The organism is Alcaligenes sp. SDU_A2 (assembly GCF_038237375.1).
In the GTDB taxonomy this organism is placed as follows: Bacteria; Pseudomonadota; Gammaproteobacteria; order Burkholderiales; family Burkholderiaceae_B; genus Alcaligenes.
In genome coordinates this window covers 665,777-684,946 of sequence record NZ_CP151273.1, presented here as the reverse complement: position 1 = coordinate 684,946, position 19,170 = coordinate 665,777, and the positions used below count along the sequence as shown (strand labels likewise).

23 protein-coding genes are annotated in these 19,170 nt (G+C 59.4%); 10 read left to right on the top strand and 13 right to left on the bottom strand.

Annotated elements, in window-relative coordinates:
• Positions 1 to 33: 33 nt before the first annotated feature.
• Positions 34 to 1,236, top strand: a complete 1,203-nt coding sequence (locus AADW57_RS03105) for a WD40/YVTN/BNR-like repeat-containing protein (protein ID WP_341668601.1) — start codon at positions 34 to 36, stop codon at positions 1,234 to 1,236.
• 263 nt (positions 1,237 to 1,499) lie between these two features.
• Here AADW57_RS03105 and AADW57_RS03100 read toward each other — a convergent pair whose 3' ends face one another.
• Genes AADW57_RS03100 through AADW57_RS03085 form a run of 4 tightly spaced genes read right to left on the bottom strand, consistent with a single transcriptional unit; the run spans position 1,500 to position 4,291 of the window.
• The gene (locus AADW57_RS03100) at positions 1,500 to 2,522 is read right to left on the bottom strand and encodes a metal ABC transporter substrate-binding protein (RefSeq protein WP_341668600.1); all 1,023 of its coding nucleotides are present in this window, start codon (positions 2,520 to 2,522) and stop codon (positions 1,500 to 1,502) included.
• Positions 2,519 to 3,424 carry a metal ABC transporter permease gene (locus AADW57_RS03095; RefSeq protein WP_341668599.1) on the bottom strand — a complete coding sequence of 302 codons (906 nt, stop codon included), beginning with the start codon at positions 3,422 to 3,424 and terminating at the stop codon, positions 2,519 to 2,521. The genes AADW57_RS03100 and AADW57_RS03095 overlap by 4 nt, the downstream gene beginning before the upstream one ends.
• Positions 3,421 to 4,137, bottom strand: a complete 717-nt coding sequence (locus AADW57_RS03090; RefSeq protein WP_341668598.1) for a metal ABC transporter ATP-binding protein — start codon at positions 4,135 to 4,137, stop codon at positions 3,421 to 3,423. Before AADW57_RS03090 ends, AADW57_RS03095 begins: the two co-directional genes overlap by 4 nt.
• Positions 4,138 to 4,141: 4 nt before the next feature.
• Positions 4,142 to 4,291 carry a hypothetical protein gene (locus AADW57_RS03085; RefSeq protein WP_341668597.1) on the bottom strand — a complete coding sequence of 50 codons (150 nt, stop codon included), beginning with the start codon at positions 4,289 to 4,291 and terminating at the stop codon, positions 4,142 to 4,144.
• Positions 4,292 to 4,374: 83 nt separating this feature from the next.
• Between AADW57_RS03085 and AADW57_RS03080 the strand changes: the two genes are divergently transcribed.
• From AADW57_RS03080 to hslU, 5 genes are all read left to right on the top strand, one after another.
• Positions 4,375 to 4,866, top strand: a complete 492-nt coding sequence (locus AADW57_RS03080) for a Fur family transcriptional regulator (protein WP_341668596.1) — start codon at positions 4,375 to 4,377, stop codon at positions 4,864 to 4,866.
• A 197-nt stretch (positions 4,867 to 5,063) separates the two neighbouring features.
• Complete coding sequence (locus AADW57_RS03075) at positions 5,064 to 6,152, top strand: CobW family GTP-binding protein (RefSeq protein WP_341668595.1); 1,089 nt, start codon at positions 5,064 to 5,066, stop codon at positions 6,150 to 6,152.
• A gap of 83 nt (positions 6,153 to 6,235) precedes the next feature.
• Positions 6,236 to 6,673 (top strand): RNA polymerase-binding protein DksA, encoded by a 438-nt coding sequence (gene dksA / locus AADW57_RS03070; RefSeq protein ID WP_341668594.1) that lies wholly within the window; start codon positions 6,236 to 6,238, stop codon positions 6,671 to 6,673.
• Between the two features lie 205 nt (positions 6,674 to 6,878).
• The gene (gene hslV, locus AADW57_RS03065) at positions 6,879 to 7,412 is read left to right on the top strand and encodes an ATP-dependent protease subunit HslV (RefSeq protein WP_341668593.1); all 534 of its coding nucleotides are present in this window, start codon (positions 6,879 to 6,881) and stop codon (positions 7,410 to 7,412) included.
• 17 nt (positions 7,413 to 7,429) lie between these two features.
• Complete coding sequence (gene hslU, locus AADW57_RS03060; protein ID WP_341668592.1) at positions 7,430 to 8,767, top strand: ATP-dependent protease ATPase subunit HslU; 1,338 nt, start codon at positions 7,430 to 7,432, stop codon at positions 8,765 to 8,767.
• A 168-nt stretch (positions 8,768 to 8,935) separates the two neighbouring features.
• Here hslU and AADW57_RS03055 read toward each other — a convergent pair whose 3' ends face one another.
• Positions 8,936 to 9,244 (bottom strand): copper-binding protein, encoded by a 309-nt coding sequence (locus AADW57_RS03055; RefSeq protein ID WP_341668591.1) that lies wholly within the window; start codon positions 9,242 to 9,244, stop codon positions 8,936 to 8,938.
• Between the two features lie 111 nt (positions 9,245 to 9,355).
• Here AADW57_RS03055 and AADW57_RS03050 point away from each other — a divergent pair, with 111 nt between their 5' ends.
• A complete protein-coding gene (locus tag AADW57_RS03050) occupies positions 9,356 to 9,880 on the top strand; it encodes a GNAT family N-acetyltransferase (protein ID WP_341668590.1) in 525 nt (174 codons plus the stop codon).
• Positions 9,881 to 9,890: 10 nt separating this feature from the next.
• Positions 9,891 to 10,448, top strand: a complete 558-nt coding sequence (locus AADW57_RS03045) for a cob(I)yrinic acid a,c-diamide adenosyltransferase (RefSeq protein WP_341668589.1) — start codon at positions 9,891 to 9,893, stop codon at positions 10,446 to 10,448.
• 17 nt (positions 10,449 to 10,465) lie between these two features.
• On the opposite strand, the gene AADW57_RS03040 is transcribed toward AADW57_RS03045, so the two are convergent.
• Entirely contained in the window at positions 10,466 to 11,503 is a 1,038-nt protein-coding gene (locus AADW57_RS03040) for a C45 family peptidase (RefSeq protein WP_341668588.1), read from the bottom strand.
• Between the two features lie 5 nt (positions 11,504 to 11,508).
• Positions 11,509 to 12,369, bottom strand: coding sequence for a MurR/RpiR family transcriptional regulator (locus AADW57_RS03035; RefSeq protein WP_341668587.1), 861 nt, complete (start codon positions 12,367 to 12,369; stop codon positions 11,509 to 11,511).
• Between the two features lie 188 nt (positions 12,370 to 12,557).
• On the opposite strand from AADW57_RS03035, the gene AADW57_RS03030 reads away from it, so the two are divergent.
• Together AADW57_RS03030 and AADW57_RS03025 are read left to right on the top strand one after the other, a co-directional pair.
• Complete coding sequence (locus AADW57_RS03030; protein WP_341668586.1) at positions 12,558 to 13,883, top strand: aspartate aminotransferase family protein; 1,326 nt, start codon at positions 12,558 to 12,560, stop codon at positions 13,881 to 13,883.
• A 42-nt stretch (positions 13,884 to 13,925) separates the two neighbouring features.
• On the top strand, positions 13,926 to 14,450 hold the full coding sequence (locus AADW57_RS03025; protein ID WP_341668585.1) for a carboxymuconolactone decarboxylase family protein: 525 nt from the start codon (positions 13,926 to 13,928) through the stop codon (positions 14,448 to 14,450).
• Between the two features lie 118 nt (positions 14,451 to 14,568).
• On the opposite strand, the gene AADW57_RS03020 is transcribed toward AADW57_RS03025, so the two are convergent.
• The 6 genes from AADW57_RS03020 to AADW57_RS02995 form a co-directional block, all read right to left on the bottom strand.
• The gene (locus AADW57_RS03020; protein WP_341668584.1) at positions 14,569 to 14,691 is read right to left on the bottom strand and encodes a putative transporter small subunit; all 123 of its coding nucleotides are present in this window, start codon (positions 14,689 to 14,691) and stop codon (positions 14,569 to 14,571) included.
• 23 nt (positions 14,692 to 14,714) lie between these two features.
• Positions 14,715 to 16,412 (bottom strand): sodium:solute symporter family protein, encoded by a 1,698-nt coding sequence (locus AADW57_RS03015; RefSeq protein WP_341668583.1) that lies wholly within the window; start codon positions 16,410 to 16,412, stop codon positions 14,715 to 14,717.
• Between the two features lie 200 nt (positions 16,413 to 16,612).
• Positions 16,613 to 16,903, bottom strand: a complete 291-nt coding sequence (locus tag AADW57_RS03010) for a hypothetical protein (RefSeq protein ID WP_341668582.1) — start codon at positions 16,901 to 16,903, stop codon at positions 16,613 to 16,615.
• Positions 16,904 to 16,935: 32 nt separating this feature from the next.
• A complete protein-coding gene (locus AADW57_RS03005; protein ID WP_341668581.1) occupies positions 16,936 to 17,706 on the bottom strand; it encodes a winged helix-turn-helix domain-containing protein in 771 nt (256 codons plus the stop codon).
• 49 nt (positions 17,707 to 17,755) lie between these two features.
• Entirely contained in the window at positions 17,756 to 18,313 is a 558-nt protein-coding gene (locus tag AADW57_RS03000; protein WP_341668580.1) for a SecDF P1 head subdomain-containing protein, read from the bottom strand.
• A gap of 2 nt (positions 18,314 to 18,315) precedes the next feature.
• On the bottom strand, positions 18,316 to 19,107 hold the full coding sequence (locus AADW57_RS02995) for an OmpA family protein (RefSeq protein WP_341668579.1): 792 nt from the start codon (positions 19,105 to 19,107) through the stop codon (positions 18,316 to 18,318).
• Between the last annotated feature and the right edge of the window lie 63 nt (positions 19,108 to 19,170).

Here is a 19,170-nt window from a genome sequence, read left to right as displayed (position 1 = left end):
TCACTGACCCGCCACCTACGGTTCTAAACACCCATGCCTACACTCAGTAAAAAAAACACCATCTATCTGCTGGCGGCCTTGGCGGTACTGGTCGGCATGATGCACGGAGAGCCTATGTGGACCAAAGTCAGTTCAACATTCATGAAAGAAGATAAACCCTATGGACCCGGGGACTTCCGTATCCGAGGAGACCGGGTCATTTCTATGAAGCTCACCGAGCCTATCGTCACGTTTAAACCGATAGAAGAGCGCAGCAGGCCCGATGTTGCCGAGCCCACAGAGGCATGGATGAGCGACGTCAAAGAGTCCGCTAACCGTCGCTCTGTACGTATTCTGGCCGGAACACTCGACAATCCTTTGCGGACATTCGAAGAACGTGCCCAAAAAGCCGACTGGTGGCTGGCCCCCGATTGGAGTACCGCCTACTTGGCTACAGGCTGGACCAATCGCCACAACGTCAAACCAGGGGTGCGCTATGCCCCTCAAATCACCAAACTGTTCAAATCCACCAATCAAGGCCAAGACTGGCAGCAACTGGAATGGCCTGAGCACCAAAACATTACCTTTTTACGCTTCCTGGACCCGCAACGCGGGTACCTGATCGGCTGGGGACCCCGAATCTGGCGCACGACCGATGGCGGCACGAACTGGACGGAGCTCTCCGTCCCTGAACAGGCACGGGACCCCAACCACAAACGCAAGCAATTTGACTTGGTCGCCCTGGGCAAGGATGGCACATTACGCCTTGCCTTTCTGGTGCGCGATGATACCGGCTACCACAGCCAAATCCATGTTCTGCGCTGGGGGGAAAACACCCCCAAACTCGCCTTGCGTTTACCCGAGCAAACCGTGACCGACATGGCGGACGACGGTTCAAACCGTCTCTATATCCTTAGCCAAACAGGATTGCCCTCTTACCTGGCCGGCCCGGACGCCGCACCGCGACTGAGCCAAGTCTCGATTCAACGCACCAACGGGGTCGATGTGCTGCAGACCTTTGACAAGAGCGTGACCGGTTATGCGCTGTATACCACGCCCAGCCAGGCGCTATTGTTCGATGGCGTGGACGAATCAGGCCTGCGGCCACGAGACCTGACCGCCCTAAGCCTGGACGGCGGACGCACCTGGAAACAAGAAGACGAAGGCTCCTCCGCGCAAGGCGGCTACTACGATACGCAAACAGGCACACGCTGGCGCGTCAGTAGCTATTCCTTGTACAAGAGGGTCATTCCATAATGACCATCAAGACACAGAATAGCCGACACACCGCCACACCTTTTGTCCATCCCTTCTTATTCGCCGAAGCAGTCTTGCGGCAGGCTTTCTTTGTTTTCTGACCCCAAGGATGTCGCCAGAACGTCCAGTCGCACGGGAAGGACTGTTTCTGTGCCTACGCTATCTCGTTGCAGCCGCTCTCTCAAATTCGCTGCGCCGACTGACTGTCATTCGCCCCGATCTGGGCAAGCCCACCGACCGGCCCAGGTACATTGGGTCACCAGTCATGGCTGCAAGGCCTCGATTAGCTTATCCGTATTCCACTTCATCATGCCCAGGTACGTATCGGCCCCCGATCCCGGTTTACCCAAAGCGTCGGAATACAAAGTGCCGCCCACTTTGGCTCCGGTTTCGCGGGCGACCTGTTCGACCAGGCGCGGATTGACGGTGTTTTCCACGAAAATAGCGTGAATATTTTCACGGCGTGCCTGCTCAATGACCTTGGCAATATCGCGCGCGGAAGGTTCTGCCTGGCTGGATACACCCATCAGGGCGATGAAGCTGATATCGTAGGCTTTACCCAAATAAGCGAAGGCATCGTGCGACGTAATTACCTTGCGCTGCTCTACGGGAATCGCCTGCAAGCGCGCTTTGACGCTTTGGTCTAGCTGCTGCACGCGCTGGGCATATTCCTGCGCCCGCGTGCGGTAATAGTCTGCATTGGCCGGATCGGCGGCTGCCAGCCCCTGACTGATATTGCGTATATACACCTGCGCCTGGGTCGGGCTTTGCCATGCATGCGGATCTTGACTGCCGTGGCTGTGTTCGTGCGCCGGTTCGCCAACAACCTGCTTCGCAGACTCGTGCCCGTGATCGTGATCGTGCCCATGATCATGGCTATGCCCGTGGTCATGCGAATCACCATGCCCGTGCTCGACATGTTCATCTTGCCCAGCAAAAGCTAGCGCGTCGACGCCCTGGGCAGCCACCACTTGTGGCCCCCTGTAACCTGCCGACTGCTGCAGGCGCGGTAACCAGGCCTCAAAATCCAGGCCGTTGATGACCAGCAACTGAGCGGAGGCCAATGTCTTGGCATCGCTGGGACGCGGCTCAAAAGAATGCGCATCGCCATTGGCAGGCACAATGACGCTGGCCGCCACCTTGTCGCCGCCGATCTCGCGCACCATATCGTGCAAGATCGAAAAACTGCTGACAACCCGCAAAGGCTCGGCCTGCACCGGCAGAGCCCACGCTAGCAGACTTAGCGACAACACAGCACCGGACCGCTTGAAAACTCGAACGCTCATGCTTCATGCTCCAGAAAAGACGCCATGCGCCGCCGTCGCGCACGGAACGCAACCCAGGCGCGTACCAAGCCACCATGCGGCCCGACACTGACAGACAGAAAATAGAACAGCCCGGCCGCCAAAATGATGGCGGGCGATGCCGGCACGTTGTAGTAATAGGAAAACAACAGGCCCAGATAGGAGCTGACCATGCCCAGCGCGGCGGCCACTGTCATTTGCCGACCCACCGAATACACCCAGAAACGCGCCGACGCCGCCGGTAACATCATGATGCCCACCACCATCAACGTGCCCAACACCTGAAAGCCCGACACCAAGGTGATGACCAGCATGAACAGAAACACCATATGCGCCAACGACCCCCGCCCGCCCTGAGTACGCAGGAAAATCGGGTCCAGGCATTCCAGCACCAAAGGCCGAAAGATCAGGGCCAGTAAAATCAACGCCACAGAACTGCTGCCTGTCACCAGCAACAACGAGGCATCATCCAAGCCCAGCACCGTGCCAAACAACACATGAATCAAGTCCATATTGGAGCCGCGCAGCGACACCAGCAGCACGCCCAGGCCCAGAGACACTAGATAAAAGGCCGCAAAACTGGCATCCTCGCGCTGCGGCGTCAACCGTGCCACCAGGCCGGCCAGCAAGGCCACGACAATGCCGGTAATCATGCCGCCCAGCGCCATCGCGCCCAGCGACAAGCCTGCCGTCAGAAACCCGACGGCCACACCCGGCAAAATGGCATGCGCCATCGCATCGCCCATCAGGCTCATACGGCGTAATACCAAAAATACCCCTAAAGGCCCGGCGGCAGCCGCCAAGGCGAATGAACCGGCCAGGGCGCGCTGCATAAAGCCAAACTCGGCAAAAGGGCCCCATAGAAATTCCCACAACGCGCTCATAAATAGTCTCCGGCGCACAAATGTCGGGCCAGATGCAGATGCTCGGCTGTCAGCACAGAGGCCGTCGCGCCCCAGGCCACGACCTGTCCGGCCAGCAAAACGGCCTGCGGAAAAAACGCCCGAACCATATCCAGATCGTGCAGCACTGCAATTACGGTACGGCCTTGCTCGTGCCAGCGACAGATCAGGGCCATCAATTCGTCGGACGTGGCCTTGTCCACTGCCGCAAACGGTTCGTCCAGCAGCAGCACCTGGGCATCATGCATGATCATGCGGGCAAACAAGGCACGCTGCAGTTGGCCGCCTGACAAGGTGCCAATTGAGCGACGCGCAAAGTCGGCCAACCCGACCTGCTCCAGTGCGTCGCTGATGCGTTCGCGTTCCTGCCCGGAAAAGCCCCCCAGCGCGCCCACGCGCTTCCAGGCCCCCATCGCCACCAGGTCGTAGACCGTAATCGGAAAACTCTTGTCCAGATCCCCCATCTGCGGCAACAAAGCCAGCTCGTCGGCCAAAGACGGGGCCAGCACAATCCGACCTTTGAGGGGATTGATCTGACCGGTCAGGCCTTTGAGCAGCGTGGACTTACCTGCACCGTTCGGCCCGACCACAGCCGTCAACGAACCACGATTGAAGCGACCACTGATATCGCGTAAGGCCACTTTGTCTTTCCAGCCCAGGGCGACATGATCCAATTCGATCAAGGTAGAGGACATAGCCTTACCACCACCCCAGGGCCCAGGAGCTCAAGGCCCACAGGGCCGCCACCAGACACAAAGCGGCCAGCAGACGCTGGCCAGCGGAAGCCAACAATAGAGAGCGGCGCGGTACCGGACGGCGCGAAACAGAGGAAAATTGAGGACAAGACATGAAACAGGGATAATGCGCCGAAAGGCTGGAATTATATTCTCGCCACGATGTTATAACATAACAATTAATCCGAACAAGCGCCCATGCCTGTGCATATCCTTACGCCCCACGCCATCGAACACCAGCTTGCGACTGCCGAGCAGCTATGCCTGCAACGCGGCAAACGCTTGACCTCGATACGCCGACAGGTGCTGGAGATCCTGATCCAGGCCCAGCGCAGCCTGAAGGCATATGAACTGCTGGACCGGGTGCGTGAATTTCAGCCCGGCGCCAAGCCGCCCACCGTCTACCGGGCTCTGGACTTTCTGACCGAAGAGGGCTTGATCCACCGCCTGGACGCCGTCAACGCCTGGACGGCCTGTGTGGACGCCGGCGGTCATCCGCACGATCTGCTCATTGTCTGCATCCAATGTGGCACCGTCGTGGAGCTGTGTGCGCCTGCGCTTAGCCAGAAGCTGGCCGATTGCGTGCGCGAAGCGGGTTTTGCCCTGTCCGGCCACGAAACAGAATTGCGTGCGCTGTGCCAGCGCTGCGCCCACGATACCAACGCTCGAAAACCCTTATCCCAGGCCTGAAACGTGGTGTTTTGACCCCAATCGGTATATATTTCCCGATCTATTGGCAAACTGCTGCGCTGTCCTGAGCGCCGCGTTTGCCGAACGGGCACGGCTGTGATGTAATCGCACGTTGTTTTTGAGCGGAACCAAGCAGCACAGGACGTCGCGATGACATCGTGCCCTGTACTTTTGCTTTCGCCTTTGCGAGGCCTGTTATGAACGCCGCATTAGATCTGAAGAAAATGGTTCCGGTCACTGTACTGACCGGATTTCTGGGCGCAGGTAAGACTACGCTGCTCAAGCGCATCCTGTCCGAATACCATGGCCGGCGCATTGCCGTCATCGAAAACGAATTCGGACCCGAAGGCATCGACAACGATCTGTTGGTGCAAGACACCGAAGAAGAAATCGTCGAACTGAGCAATGGCTGCGTCTGCTGCACCGTGCGTGGCGACCTGATGCGCACCCTGAACGATCTGCGTGTGCGCCGCCAAGCTGGCGAACTGAATTTCGAACGCGTCATCATCGAAACGACTGGCATGGCCAACCCTGGCCCCGTCTGTCAGACTTTCTTCATGGACGACGATATCGCCGAATATTACCGGCTCGATGCCGTAGTCACCATCGTAGATGCCAAACACGGCATGGCCACGCTGGATCGTCAAGAAGAGGCGCAGAAACAGGTAGGTTTTGCAGACCGGCTGCTGATCTCCAAGAAAGACCTGGTCAACGACGCTGACTACGAGGCGCTGCGCGCCCGCCTGGTACGCATTAACCCGCGTGCAACCATCACGCCTGTCAATTTCGGCGAAACCGACATCAAGGCGCTGCTGGACATCAGCGGCTTTAACTTGAACTCCATCCTGGACATAGACCCGGATTTTCTGGCGGCCGAGCACCCGGATGCCGCCAACGATCATGCACACAGCCATGATCACCATCACGATGACGGCGACTGCGGCCCAGGCTGCGGACACCATCATCACCACGAACATGCGGCCCACAACGATGAAATCGGGGCCTTTGTCTTTCGCTCGGATCGCCCCTTCGATCCCGAGCGCCTGGAAGACTTCCTGTCGGGCATCGTTCAGGTCTTCGGTCCTGACCTGATGCGCTACAAGGGCATTTTGTACCTGAAGGGCATCAACCGGCGCATGCTGTTCCAAGGCGTGCACATGATGATGAGCGCCGAGCCGGGCACCGCCTGGCTGGCCAAAGAAAAGAAAGGCAACAAAATGGTCTTTATTGGCCGCAAGCTGCCGCAGGATATCTTCACCCAAGGCCTGGAGAATTGCCTGGTCTGAAGTTATTTCTCATTCAGTAAATGCGGAGCGATTGCGCGTGACGAGAGTTACAGGCTCCCAGACGTCAACAAGAGGTAAGCATCATGGCAACGAAGTCACATGACAGTTCTACAACCCTGCTGACCGAGCAGGAGCTTTTGGCGATGCCTGAGTCGGATTACATGAACGCCGCACAGCTGGAGTTCTTCAAGCACCGCCTGCGCCAGCTGGAACAGGATATTCTGGCCAACGCCGGTGCCACTACGGAAAACCTGCGGGAAACCCAGTTTGTTCCTGACCCCGCCGACCGCGCCACCATCGAAGAAGAACACGCACTGGAGCTGCGCACCCGCGACCGTGAGCGCAAGTTGCTCAAGAAGGTGCAGCAGTCCATCGCCCTGATCGATTCCGGCGAATACGGCTGGTGTGAGGAAACGGGCGAACCCATCGGCATTCCACGCCTGTTGGCCCGCCCTACCGCCACACTGTCCCTGGAAGCCCAGGAACGCCGTGAAAAGCGCCAGAAAATGTTCGGCGACTGACCGCCCAAGGCCTGGCCTGACTGGTGCAAACCCCTCGACGGTTCATTCCGGCGAGGGGTTTTTTACGTTGATCGACCGCCCTGCGACAGCAATCAGCACCATCGCGCGAACAACGAACGCCTACAGGGCCACCCCGCCACGATACACAATCAGGCTTGAAATTGCCGCCCTCACCCCCAGATGGGACACTTAAAGGAAGGAACTCATGGAACAATTTCACGCCACTACCATTGTCTGCGTGCGCCGCGGCGACCAAGTCGCCATCGGCGGCGATGGCCAGGTCACCCTGGGCAATATCGTCATCAAGGGCACGGCCCGGAAAATCCGCCGACTCTACAACGACAGCATCCTGGCCGGTTTTGCCGGGGCTACGGCCGACGCCTTCACCCTGCAGGAACGCTTCGAGGCCAAACTGGAAAAACACCAGGGCAATCTGCTGCGCGCCGCCGTCGAACTGACACGCGACTGGCGCACGGACCGTGTGCTGCGCCGTCTGGAAGCCATGCTGCTGGTCGCCGACAAAGAACACACGCTGGTGCTGACCGGCAACGGCGATGTGCTCGAACCCGAGCACGGCTTGGCCGCCATCGGTTCGGGAGGTGCCTATGCCCAGTCGGCTGCTCTGGCGCTGCTGCAAAATACCGATATGGAGCCGGCCCAGATCGTCAAGAAATCCCTGGAAATCGCGGGCGACCTGTGCATCTACACCAACCAGAACCACATCGTCGAAACACTCTGACCGCCGGATAACGCACCATGTCTACCACTAATATGACTCCCGGAGAGATCGTCTCCGAACTGGACAAACACATCGTGGGCCAGGGCAAGGCCAAGCGCTCCGTGGCCGTGGCGCTGCGCAACCGCTGGCGTCGCCAGCAGGTGGCCGAGCCCCTGCGCAGCGAGATCGTGCCCAAAAACATCCTGATGATCGGGCCCACCGGCGTGGGCAAGACCGAAATCGCACGTCGCCTGGCCAAGCTGGCCAATGCGCCCTTCATCAAGGTCGAAGCCACCAAGTTCACCGAAGTGGGCTATGTAGGCCGGGACGTAGAAACCATTATTCGCGACCTGGTGGACATCTCGGTCAAGCAAACCCGCGAAACAGAAATGCGCCGCGTCCGCACCCAAGCCGAGGAAGCCGCCGAAGACCGCATTCTGGATGTGCTGGTGCCGCCCTCGCGCGATGCCCACGGCCTGCCCCAGCGCGAGGACAATTCGGCCCGCCAGGTGTTTCGCAAGCGTTTGCGTGAAGGCCGTCTGGACGATACCGAGATCGAAATCGAAATGGCCCAGGCCATGCCCCGCATGGAAATTATGGCCCCCCCCGGCATGGAAGAGATGACCGAGCAATTGCGCAGCATGTTCTCCGGCCTGGGCCAGGAAAAAACCAAAGCACGCAAGCTGACCGTCAAGGAAGCGTTTAAACAGCTGACTGAAGAAGAAGCCGCGCGCCGGGTCAACGAAGACGAACTGCGGGCCGCCGCGGTGGCCAATGCCGAACAAAACGGCATTGTGTTCCTGGATGAGATCGACAAGATCACCGCCCGCAGCGAAAACCAGGGCGGCAGCGGCGACGTATCCCGCCAGGGCGTACAGCGCGATCTGCTGCCGCTGGTCGAAGGCACGACCGTCACGACCAAATACGGCGTGGTGCGCACCGATCATATCCTGTTCATCGCCTCGGGAGCTTTCCACCTGTCGCGCCCCTCGGACCTGATCCCCGAGCTGCAAGGCCGCTTCCCGATCCGGGTGGAGCTGGAATCGCTCAGCGCCCAGGATTTTGTGCAGATCCTGTCGGCCACGGACTCGTCCCTGACCAAACAGTACACAGCCCTGCTAAGCACCGAGGACGTGCACCTGGACTTCCGCCCCGACGGCATCCAGCGCATGGCCGAACTGGCTTTCGAAGTCAACGAACGCACCGAGAACATCGGCGCGCGCCGCCTGTACACCGTTATGGAAAAACTGCTGGAAGAACTGTCCTACAGCGCCGGCAGCCACGGCGAACAGTCTGTGGTCATCGACGCAGACTACGTCAACCGCCAGTTGCAGGAAACTGCAGCCAGTCAGGATTTGGCGCGATACGTGCTGTAAAACACGGTTTCAACCCCGTTAAAAGCCCTCCGGGGAAATGCCAGTCAGTTAAGCGCTGACTGGCATTTTTTTGCATCCCAAGTTATATGCAGATGCCGATATTCCATAAAAAACAGGTATCTATAGACGCCGACGCAGCCCTGTCGGGGCTTTTTTCGTCCGTCGGAATCAAGACTTTTCGATCTTGGTCACGACATAGTCGCCGCCATCGCGCTGCGCCGTGAACTTGACCTTATCGCCCGGATTGATGCCGGCCAGCAAGGCCGGATCAATTTTGTAGACCAGCGTCATGGCCGGTAGTTGCAACAGATCGATCGCGCCGTGCTTCAGGGTAATCTTGCCGGCGGCTGCATCTACACGCCGTACCTCGCCCGATGCGCTGGCCTCCTGGGCCTGCGCGACCACGACATAGGCCGCCGTCGCGGCCAGACCCAGGGCTCCTGCCAGCAGCGCGCTGCGTTGAGTAGTCCACGTCATACATGCTCCTGCAAATTGGGCAGGGCCATGCAAATGGCCCATAATGCCTGTTCTAAGACGGATACGCCGTCTTGTCTGCAATCAAGCATAACGCCAAACCATTGCAAAAGCATGAGCGAATTTATCAAAGGGTATACCCTTCGCCCCGCCCGCCCCGCCGACATTCCCGGTATTTTGAAACTGATGCGCGATCTGGCCGCATTCGAGAAGCTGGAACATATTTTCCACGCCACGCCCGAATCACTACGCAACAGCTTTTTCACTGATGAACCCAGCGCTTACTGTCTGGTCATCACCCCGCAAGATGAGCCGGATACGCCGATTTCCTACATTATGTGGTTCTACAACTATTCCAGCTTTCTGGATCGTCGTGGGATCTACCTGGAAGACTTGTATATCGACCCGGCGCACCGCAAAAAAGGACTGGGAGCCGCCGTGCTACGCCACCTGGCCAAACTGGCGGTCAGCCAAGGCTGCGGTCGCTTTGAATGGGTCGTGCTGGACTGGAACAAGAACGCCATCGACTTTTACGAGCATCAGGGCGCGCAGATCCTGCACGACTGGCGCGTGGCACGCGTAACCGGCCCGGCCCTGCTCCACCTGGCTCAAGGTCACCCCGTGTCCACCGACTCCTAGGCCCTTAACGATGTCCATACGACTTTCCATTATCAGCACACGCACGGGCGACGATGGCACCACGGGCCTGGGCGACGGCAGCCGCCTGCCCAAAGACGCGCCTTTGATCCATGCGCTGGGCGATGTAGACGAACTGAACAGCCAGATCGGCGTGCTGCGCACGCTGGATCTGCCGCCCGACATGGATACGCTGCTGTCGGACATTCAGCACGACCTGTTCGACATGGGTGCAGAGTTATGCATTCCGGGCCACCAAGTCATCGCCAACACCCACGTGGAACGCCTGGAACAGGCCCTGCTCCACTACAACGAAGCATTGGGCAAGCTGCAGGAATTTATCCTGCCCGGCGGCAGTCCCGCCGCCGCTTGCGCCCACGTGGTGCGTTGCGTGGCGCGCCGAGCCGAACGCAGCGTGGTAGCCGTTCCTGTGGACGCCCTGCCGCAGGACGGGCCGCGCCTGTACCTGAACCGGCTGTCCGACCTGATGTTCGTGCTGGCACGCAGCCTGAACCGCCATGCCGGTCGCCCCGACGTTCTCTGGCAGCCCAAGCGGGACCAGCAGGCCTGATAGCAGCAGCCCCCGGTCTAGTCCTGATCCAGCCGGGTAATGTCGGCAAATCTGAAGCGTGGTTCCTGGGTGGGATTTTCGTAGACCTGCCACTTCAGGGACTGGCTGCCCAGCTGTATGTCAACGGTGGCCAAGGTATTTTCCGCGTCGCTGTCGTCGGGCGCGCAGCGCCAGATTGGGTAGTCCACATGGTGCTGGTCGGCCAACACCGCCAATGGATTAACACTGGCCGCCGCCTGTTCGAGCAATTGGTCGCCCCGCTCCTGGCGCAACTGGGACGAACGGGTGATCTGTTGCTCGAAACCTTGCATGGCCGGATGGATGGCATGATTGGCGTGCAGGCTGTTGCGGGTCACATCCAGCACGGATACTGCCTGCGAACTGAACTCCACGCTCAGTAAACGGGCATCGCCGCGCTGTGCCAGACTAAGATGGAAGGCACCGGAACGGGGATGATCGCGCAATACCGCCACGGCCTGATCCAGGCTGGGCTGATCGAGCATCGCGCGCGTCAGCACCATGCGCGGCACGCCGGGCTGCACCTGACGGGCGCGCACATTATTGACCGTCATGGCCAACCCGGCCTGCGTAACTGCCAGCGTATGGCCGGGTATGGAGGCCGGGTAGACAAACGAAATAAAAGACATGCCGCTGTCAGGAATGAACTTGGCCACCCCGCAATGCCCCGCAAAGCCCGGATCACCGTCTTCGTTATGCACAATGCGCGGCTGCCCGTCCCCGGGCATCTGCACGGTGGTACACCCGTCGGGAGTCATCGCCCAGATATCGCCGCGACAGTTCCACAGCAATACGTCTTCGAAAGGCAGCTCCAGCCCCAGCGCCAGGCCTTGGAGTTCGGTCCATATTCGAGGGAAATAGCGTTCGGTGAATTCAGCCATGCGACGTGCCTGTTCACTGCCCTTCCACTGCATGACTCCCTGCCAGGCCGGCGAGTGAATCAGGTAGGCATGGGCAACAGGCGCGCCGAAACGTCCCAGGGAATGGCCGATTTCTTTGGGGCCACCGCTTAACTCCAGGTAGGACAACTTAGCCATCGTATCTATTTCCAGTAAGCACCGGATTGGTGCAATTGATTTTCGGCCAGCTCAATGCCACTGACGGCCTTGCGCCCGGCCTTAGCCAGCACATGCTCCACCAGCACTTCCACCAAAGCCTGGGCTGCCACACCCGATGGAAAAAAGGAGGGCACGTCGGTCCCAAACAATAATGTGGTGTCGGCCTCCAGCGCAATAGGGGCAAGCAAGCTATCGCAGATGGCCAGCACGCGCGCCCCGGCTTGACGCGCCGCCTGATGGGCCCGCACCCCTTCCTGCGAATATGGCGCGAAACCGAACAGAACCAGCACATCGTCTTTTTGCAACGCCCGCAGATCCATTTCCAGCGTACCCGCGTCCCCCCGCAACAGAACGACGGACGGACGGAACAAGCGATACTGATAGTGAAAGGTGAAGGCATGCGCAAACGAAGCCCGGAACCCCGCCACGTACACACGACGGGCGCGGTTGAGCAACTGGACGGCGGACGGCAGGCGATCCTGGTTCAGCTCGCGCAAGGCGGACAGATTATCGATTTGCGCAGACAGCGTCTGCTCGAAGCGATCCGGATTGTGGCGGTTACGAACCACCGCGCGGGCCTGCTCGGCATAGCGCCGCCCGGTCTGGCCATGAATGGCCTGCGTGAACACCGCCTTGAAATCCCCCCAGCCTGCGTAGCCCAGGGACTGAGCCAGCCGCAACAATGTCGCCGGCTGCACACCCGCCTGAACTGCAATCTGGCGCATGGACAGCAAAGGCACCTGCTCGGCATGATCGAGAACATAGCGCACGCCCACCTGAAACTGGGGTGACATGGTGGCGAACTGCGCCTGAATGCGTTGCGTCAGGGTGCTCAGGTTTGTCATGGGCTGATGAAATAAAGGCGACTTATCAAGTATATCGTGAGAAAAAGCGGCAAAAGGGCAACAGTGCCGGGCTTTATCCAGATCTTTTGCACATCGAATGATGATTTATTTGTTGAAAGTATTATTATTAAATCAACATTTGTTGAAATTCGTCTTTTGCCGCACCTACCCCTTTACGGACCCGCGCCATGACTCATGTGTTTCACCGCTCCCCAAAACAGACGCTGCCCTATGCTGTCAAAGGCGATGGCATCGCCATTATTGCCAGTGATGGCAAGCGCTATATTGATGCCAGCGGCGGTGCCGCCGTCTCTTGCCTGGGCCACAGCCATCCGGCCGTCATCCAGGCTATCAAGCAGCAACTGGACAACATTGCCTACGCTCACACGTCCTTTTTCACCAGCCAGGCGGCCGAAGATCTGGCCGACTTTCTGGCCGAGCGCGCTCCGGGCGACCTGAACCACGTGTACTTTTTGTCCGGCGGCTCCGAAGCCGTGGAGGCCAGCCTGAAGCTGGCGCGTCAGTATTTTGTCGAAACCGGCCAGCCCGAGCGCCGGATTTTCATTGCCCGCCGCCAGAGCTACCACGGCAACACCCTGGGAGCCCTGGCCATAGGCGGCAACGAGTGGCGTCGCAAGCCATTTCTACCGCTGCTGACCCAGGCCCACCATGTCTCTGCCTGCTATCCATACCGCGATCAACAGACCGGCGAAAGTGACGAACAATACGCAGACCGTCTGGCCCAGGAGCTGGACGACGCGATACGCGAGCTGGGCGCGCACAATGTGGCTGCCTTCGTGGCCGAAACCGTGGTGGGAGCCACAGCCGGCGCGCTGGCCCCGGTCGGCGGCTACCTGCAAAAGATACGAGCCGTCTGCGACCGCCACGGCGTATTGCTGATTCTGGATGAAGTCATGTCCGGCATGGGACGCACCGGTTATCTGTTCGCCTGCGAAGAAGACGGCGTGACACCCGATATTCTGGCCATCGCCAAGGGCCTGGGTGCCGGTTACCAGCCTATCGGTGCCATGATCGCCAGTGACCGCATCTACCAGGCCATTCTGGACGGATCGGGTTTTTTCCAGCATGGCCACACCTACATGGGTCATGCTAGCGCCTGCGCCGGCGCACTGGCCGTACAACACGCCATTGAACAAGACGGGCTGCTGGCCAATGTGCGCGAACGCGGCGAGCAATTGCGCGCCGAGCTGCATGCCGCGCTGGACAGCCACCCCAATGTGGGCGATATACGCGGTCGCGGCCTGTTCGTCGGTATAGAACTGGTGCAGGACAAGACCAGCAAGCAAGTCCTGGACCCGGCGCTCAAAACCCATGCCACCCTAAAGAAGAAGGCCTTTGAACATGGTTTGATGATCTACCCTATGGGTGGCACGGTCGACGGCGTGCATGGCGACCATATCCTGCTGGCTCCGCCCTTTATCTGCACCCCCCAAGACATCAGCCGCATTGTGCAGTTGCTGGTCCAGACCATAGACGCCGTCCTGCCGCGCTGAACCTGCCACGCCGGCTTGGCCGGCTTTTGAACGAGGAGAATCATGGCCCGCCTGCCATACGCCAATCTTGCCGCCCCCGAGGCCGCCGCTCTGGTGGAAAAAATCATTGCCGAACGCGGCAGTGTCCTGCACCTGTATCAAATGCTGTTGCACAGCCCGCCCATTGCCGGCGGCTGGCTCAATCACCTGACCGGCATACGCCACCACAACAGCCTGCCAGGCGATCTGCGCGAACTGGTCATTATGCGCGTTGCCATTCTGAATCGCGCTCCCTACGAAGCCGACCAGCACGCACCGATCGCCCTGCAAGAAGGCATGAATCAGGCCCAGCTGGACGCCCTGCCCCACTGGCAGGATTCGGACCTGTTCAACGCCACACAGCGTGCCGTACTGGCGTACACGGATGCCATGACTTGCGAGGTGCAAGTGCCGGACGCCGTGTTCCAGGAGGTTCGCGACCACTTTGACGAACGTCTGACCGTGGAGTTGACCGCCACCATCGCCACCTACAATATGGTGTCGCGCTTTCTGGAAGCCCTGCAAATCCACTCGCACGACGCGCGTTGAACCCGGCGGTGCCCAGGGGCAACATGCCTGCACCAGTCCAAACTGACGTCCTCAAGCAAATCGCCCCGGCCCGCGCGCAGCGGAACCGGGGCGAATTCGTTGATGGCTGCCGATGCGCCTAGAGCATGGCTTTGCCGCTCTGGCGTGCCGCTTTTAAATCGCGCCGCAAAGTCACCAGCAACAGCAGCAATACCGCCGCCGACATGGCTGGCCAGATTAGGATGTACAGTGTCAACCACATAGTGTTTTCCTTATTCAATGTGTTCAAGCACGCGCCGCTGCTGGTTTGCCTGCCTGTCCGGCAGGCTTTTTACCCTGTAAACGGGCTTCTTCGTAGTGAAACGACGTGACCCGGTCGGCCAGTACAGAAAAATCGAAACGCTCCTGACTGCGCAGGCTCAATACCGTACACACCACGGCACTGACGCCATACGCTGTCAACGATGCCGTCAACACAATGTATTCCCGCAAAGCGCCAACAAAATTGGGCAGCAAAATCAAAGCAATGACAGTGCCAAAAGCAATGGCGATATTGCTTCGAAAGAACGCAAAGGCCATCAACCCCGCCACCACGCCGCCGCCGACGGCCGCGCTGATCTCGTAGAACACGGCCACGGCCCCCTGGATGGGGAGCAGCTCAAAGCGCACGATCGAAAACAAAATGACGGCACTGAGCACCGACCAGGTAAAGGCGCTGTTGGAGACGCGATCCCAATAAAAACTGACAATGACAGGAAACACGATGGCCCCCCACAAGGCCCCCACAAACACCAGCATGACCAGGATATCCAGACGCAGGCTGGCAAAGATCACGCCCAGCATGGTGGCCACGATCATGGTGGCACGGCCCCACCACAGCATGCGCTGCGGGTTGGGACGGCCGCGCGCCAGGTTCTTGGCGTAAATGTCCGTCATCATGATGGCAGACAGGGCAGACAGATCCGAGTCCGCCGTCGAGGATAGCGACCCTACCACCAGAATGAAGAACAGCGCGATGCCGAACGGCGGCAGGTAGGTCGAGGCCATTTGCGGAATGATGTTATTCATATTGCCGTCCACCGGCTGCAAGCCGGTAAACAGGGCCAACAGGCCCAGCATGCCCAGGCCGATCACCACTGCGCCATAGCCGATCGTAGCGGTCAGAAAAGTGGGCTTGATCAGATCTTCCCGCACGGCAAACAGGCGCTGAGCAATCGTCTGGTTACCGATGGCGTAAGCCAGTACGGCCACAAAGTATGGTGCTCCCTGCTCCAGAATGGCCTTGGTGGAGTAGAAATCGGCTTGTTCGGCATCCAGACGCCACATATTGGCCTGCAACATCTCGGTACCGCCTGCGTTATAAAAAATCAGCGGAATAATGACCACGGCCGACAGCACCATCGCCACCAACTGGGCAAAGTCCGTCATGACCGAAGCACGAAAACCCGACCAGAGTGTGTACGACAGCACGCCCAGCCCGGCAATCAAGACGCCTTGTATGAACGAGAGCGGGCTCAATACAGATACCAGCGCCCCGGCTGCCGTGAAATTGACCATCAGGCTGATGCAACTGCCCACAATGTTAGAGACCGCCATGATCATCTGGCTGGACGCACCGTGACGCGCATGCACCACTTCGGCCAGTGTGTGAGCCTGCGGTGCCAGCGCCCGAAAACGCCGGCCAAAGGGGTAAATGAACAAAATCATCAAGGCCCCCCAAAAGCCATAGTGCAAAGGCCCGGACAGGCCGTATTTGTAACCGGAGGTGGCGCTGGCATAAAACGAGGCCGCCCAGATCCAGGTGGCAATCATGCTGGCGGCCGACAGGCCAAAGCCCACAGCACTGTTAGACACCATATAACCGTCGACATTCTCTTTTTTTTGCCCGATCAGCAGCGACATCAAGAAGGTAGCGCCGTAGAAACCGATCAGCAGCAGCAAGGCTGTTGTCCCCGAGAGTTGGAAAAATTCCGTCTCTTGCATGTCTTTTTCTCTCCTCTTCTGCGCGCCGGTTGCCAGGGCGGCACCGAATACGCATGTGTGCCGATTCCGCTTGAGCGCGCTGGGCGGCACTGATCCCACGTGGACCGACACACCCGAGGTAAAGAAATAGGACGCACGCAACCGCCCATGCTTTTCGTGAAGAAAAACAAGGCCATGCGCAAGACACACCGCAAAGTGCCTTACATCACGCCACGCCTGCAGGCCTTACGCTTGAAAAGGGCCAGAGACATGCCGCTCTGTTGCTGACCGGATACCAAGGCATCCGGCTGATTGTTCCGCGACCAAAGGGTCGGGCAGGGTGTTTCGGCCATTGAAGCCGGGCCGCTGTGCAGCAGCCGGTTGATGAACCAGCCATTTCCAGACTTGCCGGGCAAGCTGGACAGGCCGATTCGGAATGCTGGCCTGATCGACCAGATACTTGAAGTATACAGTTTTAAGATGCAGCAGTCCAGATCATGCGGTTTCAGCATCGATCCTGGGGTTTAAGGACAGAAAAAACCGCTTACACCTCGTCTTGCAGACACAGGCGCGCCTGCTCCATGCCGCCCGACTGCACTTTACCGACAAAAGCGTACCCTTCTCCGCGCACTGAGCGGATAGGCAGCTCCTCGCCGACGGACGCCAGTTTGCGCTTGAGTCGGCTAATCAGCACATCCACGGAGCGGGCCGGCAATTCGCGCCCAGAATCAGTCGCAAACAACCTGTCTCGCTCCACCGTTTCCGGGCAGGCTGCAAACAGTACCAACATGATGCGCCGCTCCCCCCGGGTCAGCATGATTGAATGTCCGCGCGGTGTCTGCAAGCGCCAGCCGTTCTCGTGCAAATCCCAGTCCTGCTGAACCGTCGCTGCAGCATGTGCTTCAGGCATCGAAGTCACTGCCGCTTGCAGGCTTTGCCGTAATGCCCGCCCACGACGCCGCAACGCCTGGATGCTGGCGACCACTTCCACCGGCAAGGCACTGGCATCAAAACAGGCATCGGCCCCCACCAGCAGCAAATGCCCGCGCTCCAATCCTGCCACGTTCTCTCCGCGCAAAATAATAATGCCTGCTGCCGGAAAATCGGCACGCAGGCGGTTGACATACAAGAACACGCTATCGGCCTGAAAGCGCAAGGCACACACCAACTCGACCGGCTCCGAGCGGGCCACGGACAGGCACTCGTCCATGCTCCCCAAGGTCTGCATATGAACCCCCCACTGCCCGGACTCGGCCACAATTTTGTGCAGCATCGCCGCGTCGTCGTACAACAGAAAAACCCGCTCCACCGTCATAGTGTCATTCCTTGTTGCTTGCCAACGATTTGCTCATGAACGGCAGAACTCAACCCTGGATACGCCGTAGCAACTGCTGGGCTGCGGCATCATCCTGCACGGCCAGGTAAATCTCGCCCTGATTCATGGGGCCACCGATGCGAGCCACATGCACGACTCTGTCGTCCATGACCAGCACCAGCAAAGCACCGACATTGCTGGTGCTGACTTCGGCCAGCTTGCGCGCCCCCAACCCGTTAAGCTGGAAATGCACCAGGTGCTGCCCCTGCTGGGTACGCAAGGTTGCCACCCGGCTCAGATCCGCGCGCTGCAGGATGACTTGTGGATACAGCCACAACGGGCCTGCCGGCCCCTGAACCTGCACCAGACCTTGCCCTGGCTGCGGCATGCCCACAAAAAAATCCACTTGTGGTGCACGCGCCGGCGCTTGGGACGCCAAAAAGCTACGCGTTCCGTCCTGGGCCTCGACATCTCGCGGAGCCTGTACCGCAGGCGGCCTTAGATCCGGCGCGGGCGCGGCGGCGCGCGGAGCAGTCGTCTGGCAGGCAGCCAGCAGTGACAGCGCGGCCGCACCCCATAGGCGCGCTACGATATGTCCGAGACCCATGCTCAACCTCGCACTGAGATGTCAACGCGCCGATTGGGCTTCAGGCACGCCAGCAGTTCACTGCGCGACAAAGGACCGCACTTGACCAGCGGCTGCGATGCGCCGGCACCCAGCACCGTTATGCGCGTGCTGTCCACACCCTGCGCGCGCAATTGATTGGCTACCGCCTGAGCACGCTGTTCGGACAAACGCTGGTTGTAGCGCTCGCCCCCCAAACGATCCGTGTGCCCAACCACACGCACTTCTTTGTATGACTGTTCGCGCAATTGGTCGGCAACCTGCTCCACCGCCTGGCGACCGGCGGGCGAGAGCTGCGCGCTGTCAAAGCCAAACAACACATCTGCGCCCAAGGAAAAATCGCGTTGTGCCGGCTGAGCGGATTCTGCCGGTGCAGCCTTGAGCAGGTCCGCGCATGCAGGGTCTTTCCACAGAAAGTTCTGCGCTCGCTTGTCCGAATCAAACAGCACTTTGTACTGGCAGCTCAGATCGCCCTGCGGCGTCCGGAAATGAAACCAGTAGTCCCATTCACGCACGCCAACCAGGCCTTCGCCAAAATGCGGACGACCCAGCAGGTTATACAACTGATCCTTGCTCATGCCCGGGCCCACCAGACGCAGATCGTCCAGATTCGGATACGAGCCGTTTTTGAAGGTGATGTCCTTGGTATCAGGCCACACCGGCTCCTGGGTGTTGCCTTTGTCGTCCACCTTGCTTAGCGAGCCGCAGCCTGCCAAGACCAAAGCGGCCACCAGCGCCACAGCGCTTTTACCTGCTTGTTTCATTGTTTCGTACATTCTGTATTCTCCGTTCCGGACAGGCCCGAACGCCTGGTCTGCGGACATGCAATACCGGGCCGA

Coding starts and splice junctions, on each gene's coding strand:
- AADW57_RS03105 (WP_341668601.1), top strand. CDS start 34: ATGCCTACACTCAGTAAAAAAAACACCATCTATCTGCTGGCGGCCTTG.
- AADW57_RS03100 (WP_341668600.1), bottom strand. CDS start 2,522: ATGAGCGTTCGAGTTTTCAAGCGGTCCGGTGCTGTGTTGTCGCTAAGT.
- AADW57_RS03095 (WP_341668599.1), bottom strand. CDS start 3,424: ATGAGCGCGTTGTGGGAATTTCTATGGGGCCCTTTTGCCGAGTTTGGC.
- AADW57_RS03090 (WP_341668598.1), bottom strand. CDS start 4,137: ATGTCCTCTACCTTGATCGAATTGGATCATGTCGCCCTGGGCTGGAAA.
- AADW57_RS03085 (WP_341668597.1), bottom strand. CDS start 4,291: ATGTCTTGTCCTCAATTTTCCTCTGTTTCGCGCCGTCCGGTACCGCGC.
- AADW57_RS03080 (WP_341668596.1), top strand. CDS start 4,375: ATGCCTGTGCATATCCTTACGCCCCACGCCATCGAACACCAGCTTGCG.
- AADW57_RS03075 (WP_341668595.1), top strand. CDS start 5,064: ATGAACGCCGCATTAGATCTGAAGAAAATGGTTCCGGTCACTGTACTG.
- dksA (WP_341668594.1), top strand. CDS start 6,236: ATGGCAACGAAGTCACATGACAGTTCTACAACCCTGCTGACCGAGCAG.
- hslV (WP_341668593.1), top strand. CDS start 6,879: ATGGAACAATTTCACGCCACTACCATTGTCTGCGTGCGCCGCGGCGAC.
- hslU (WP_341668592.1), top strand. CDS start 7,430: ATGTCTACCACTAATATGACTCCCGGAGAGATCGTCTCCGAACTGGAC.
- AADW57_RS03055 (WP_341668591.1), bottom strand. CDS start 9,244: ATGACGTGGACTACTCAACGCAGCGCGCTGCTGGCAGGAGCCCTGGGT.
- AADW57_RS03050 (WP_341668590.1), top strand. CDS start 9,356: ATGAGCGAATTTATCAAAGGGTATACCCTTCGCCCCGCCCGCCCCGCC.
- AADW57_RS03045 (WP_341668589.1), top strand. CDS start 9,891: ATGTCCATACGACTTTCCATTATCAGCACACGCACGGGCGACGATGGC.
- AADW57_RS03040 (WP_341668588.1), bottom strand. CDS start 11,503: ATGGCTAAGTTGTCCTACCTGGAGTTAAGCGGTGGCCCCAAAGAAATC.
- AADW57_RS03035 (WP_341668587.1), bottom strand. CDS start 12,369: ATGACAAACCTGAGCACCCTGACGCAACGCATTCAGGCGCAGTTCGCC.
- AADW57_RS03030 (WP_341668586.1), top strand. CDS start 12,558: ATGACTCATGTGTTTCACCGCTCCCCAAAACAGACGCTGCCCTATGCT.
- AADW57_RS03025 (WP_341668585.1), top strand. CDS start 13,926: ATGGCCCGCCTGCCATACGCCAATCTTGCCGCCCCCGAGGCCGCCGCT.
- AADW57_RS03020 (WP_341668584.1), bottom strand. CDS start 14,691: ATGTGGTTGACACTGTACATCCTAATCTGGCCAGCCATGTCGGCGGCG.
- AADW57_RS03015 (WP_341668583.1), bottom strand. CDS start 16,412: ATGCAAGAGACGGAATTTTTCCAACTCTCGGGGACAACAGCCTTGCTG.
- AADW57_RS03010 (WP_341668582.1), bottom strand. CDS start 16,903: ATGCTGAAACCGCATGATCTGGACTGCTGCATCTTAAAACTGTATACT.
- AADW57_RS03005 (WP_341668581.1), bottom strand. CDS start 17,706: ATGACGGTGGAGCGGGTTTTTCTGTTGTACGACGACGCGGCGATGCTG.
- AADW57_RS03000 (WP_341668580.1), bottom strand. CDS start 18,313: ATGGGTCTCGGACATATCGTAGCGCGCCTATGGGGTGCGGCCGCGCTG.
- AADW57_RS02995 (WP_341668579.1), bottom strand. CDS start 19,107: ATGTACGAAACAATGAAACAAGCAGGTAAAAGCGCTGTGGCGCTGGTG.